1 protein-coding gene is annotated in these 236 nt (G+C 44.9%); it reads right to left on the bottom strand.

The window, feature by feature from the left end:
- Positions 1 to 236: RRXRR domain-containing protein (locus AC0QH1_RS05005; protein WP_324629816.1), on the bottom strand; the 236-nt coding region annotated here is incomplete at both ends.

Genomic DNA, 236 nt, shown 5'->3' with positions numbered 1-236 from the left:
GGCACATTTTCTTGGCTGCAGTAGAGACAACATCTACCCCATTTCTCTAGAAGGTATTCTCGGACTTCATACCCCACAAACTCTCCCTGTTGATACTCGACACTAGAGATTTCTGGGTTTTGAATCAGTTGGGTATCAAAACGGACAAGTTCCATTGAAATAGCGCTAATGGGACAGAAACGCTTCAATCGATTTACCCACGTCAGAGTTGTCAGGACTCGGTGTTGAAGACTAGG

Source organism: Phormidium sp. CCY1219 (assembly GCF_055795085.1).
This window is presented reverse-complemented; position numbering and strand designations above follow the sequence as displayed.